At 71.2% G+C, this 721-nt stretch carries 2 protein-coding genes; one reads left to right on the forward strand and one right to left on the reverse strand.

The window, feature by feature from the left end:
- On the reverse strand, window positions 1–278 hold a 278-nt coding region (locus KME80_RS53680; protein WP_372455469.1), incomplete at its 3' end, for an alcohol dehydrogenase catalytic domain-containing protein.
- Window positions 279–366: 88 nt separating this feature from the next.
- Between KME80_RS53680 and KME80_RS53685 the strand changes: the two genes are divergently transcribed.
- Window positions 367–721: LysR family transcriptional regulator (locus KME80_RS53685; protein WP_219520122.1), on the forward strand; the 355-nt coding region annotated here is incomplete at its 3' end.

Here is a 721-nt window from a genome sequence, read left to right on the forward strand (position 1 = left end):
GCCGCGTACTCGGCCCAGCCGCCCATGGGTGGATGGCCCACCACCCGGCTGCCGGCCGGTGGGCCCGAGCCGTCGGCGGCGGCCTGCACGACCAGTCCTGCGACGTCCTTGCCCGGCTGCAGACCGGACTCCGGCGTTTCCAGCAGGAATGTCTCTCCGCGATTCGGGGAGAACGCCTCAACCTTGATCAGCACCTCGTCCGGGGCGGGCACGGGCTGTGCGGCCTGGGCGAACTCCACCGGCTGCGAGGCATCTCCCGTAGGGATCAATCTACGCATGCGGCCATGAAAGCCGCAGCCGGGTCGCTTGAGCCAACAACGGACGCGAGGAGCCGACAACCATGGGTTGTCGCCTATGGTGACAGCCGTGGACTTGGACCTGGCGCAGGTGCGCGCGTTCGTACAGGCGGCAGAAGGGCTGCAATTCGGCCACGCGGCCGAGGAATTGTCGATCTCCCAGCAGGCCCTGTCCAAACGGATCGCCCGCCTGGAGTCCACGCTCGGCAGGCGCCTGCTCGACCGCGGCGGCCAGGGGGTGCGCCTCACCGAGGCCGGCCGGCGTTTCTTGGAGCCCGCCCGGCAGGCGCTGGCCGCTGCCGACCTGGCCGTGGCGGCTGTGCTGGACACGCACCGCCCGTTGCGGATCGACGTGTGGGGCCACCTGTACGCGCCCATGCGCACCCTGGCCCAGGTGGCGACCGGCGAGCCGCGGCTGGAACTGG

The sequence above is a fragment of the Nonomuraea ceibae genome (assembly GCF_019396325.1).
GTDB lineage: Bacteria > Actinomycetota > Actinomycetes > Streptosporangiales > Streptosporangiaceae > Nonomuraea > Nonomuraea ceibae.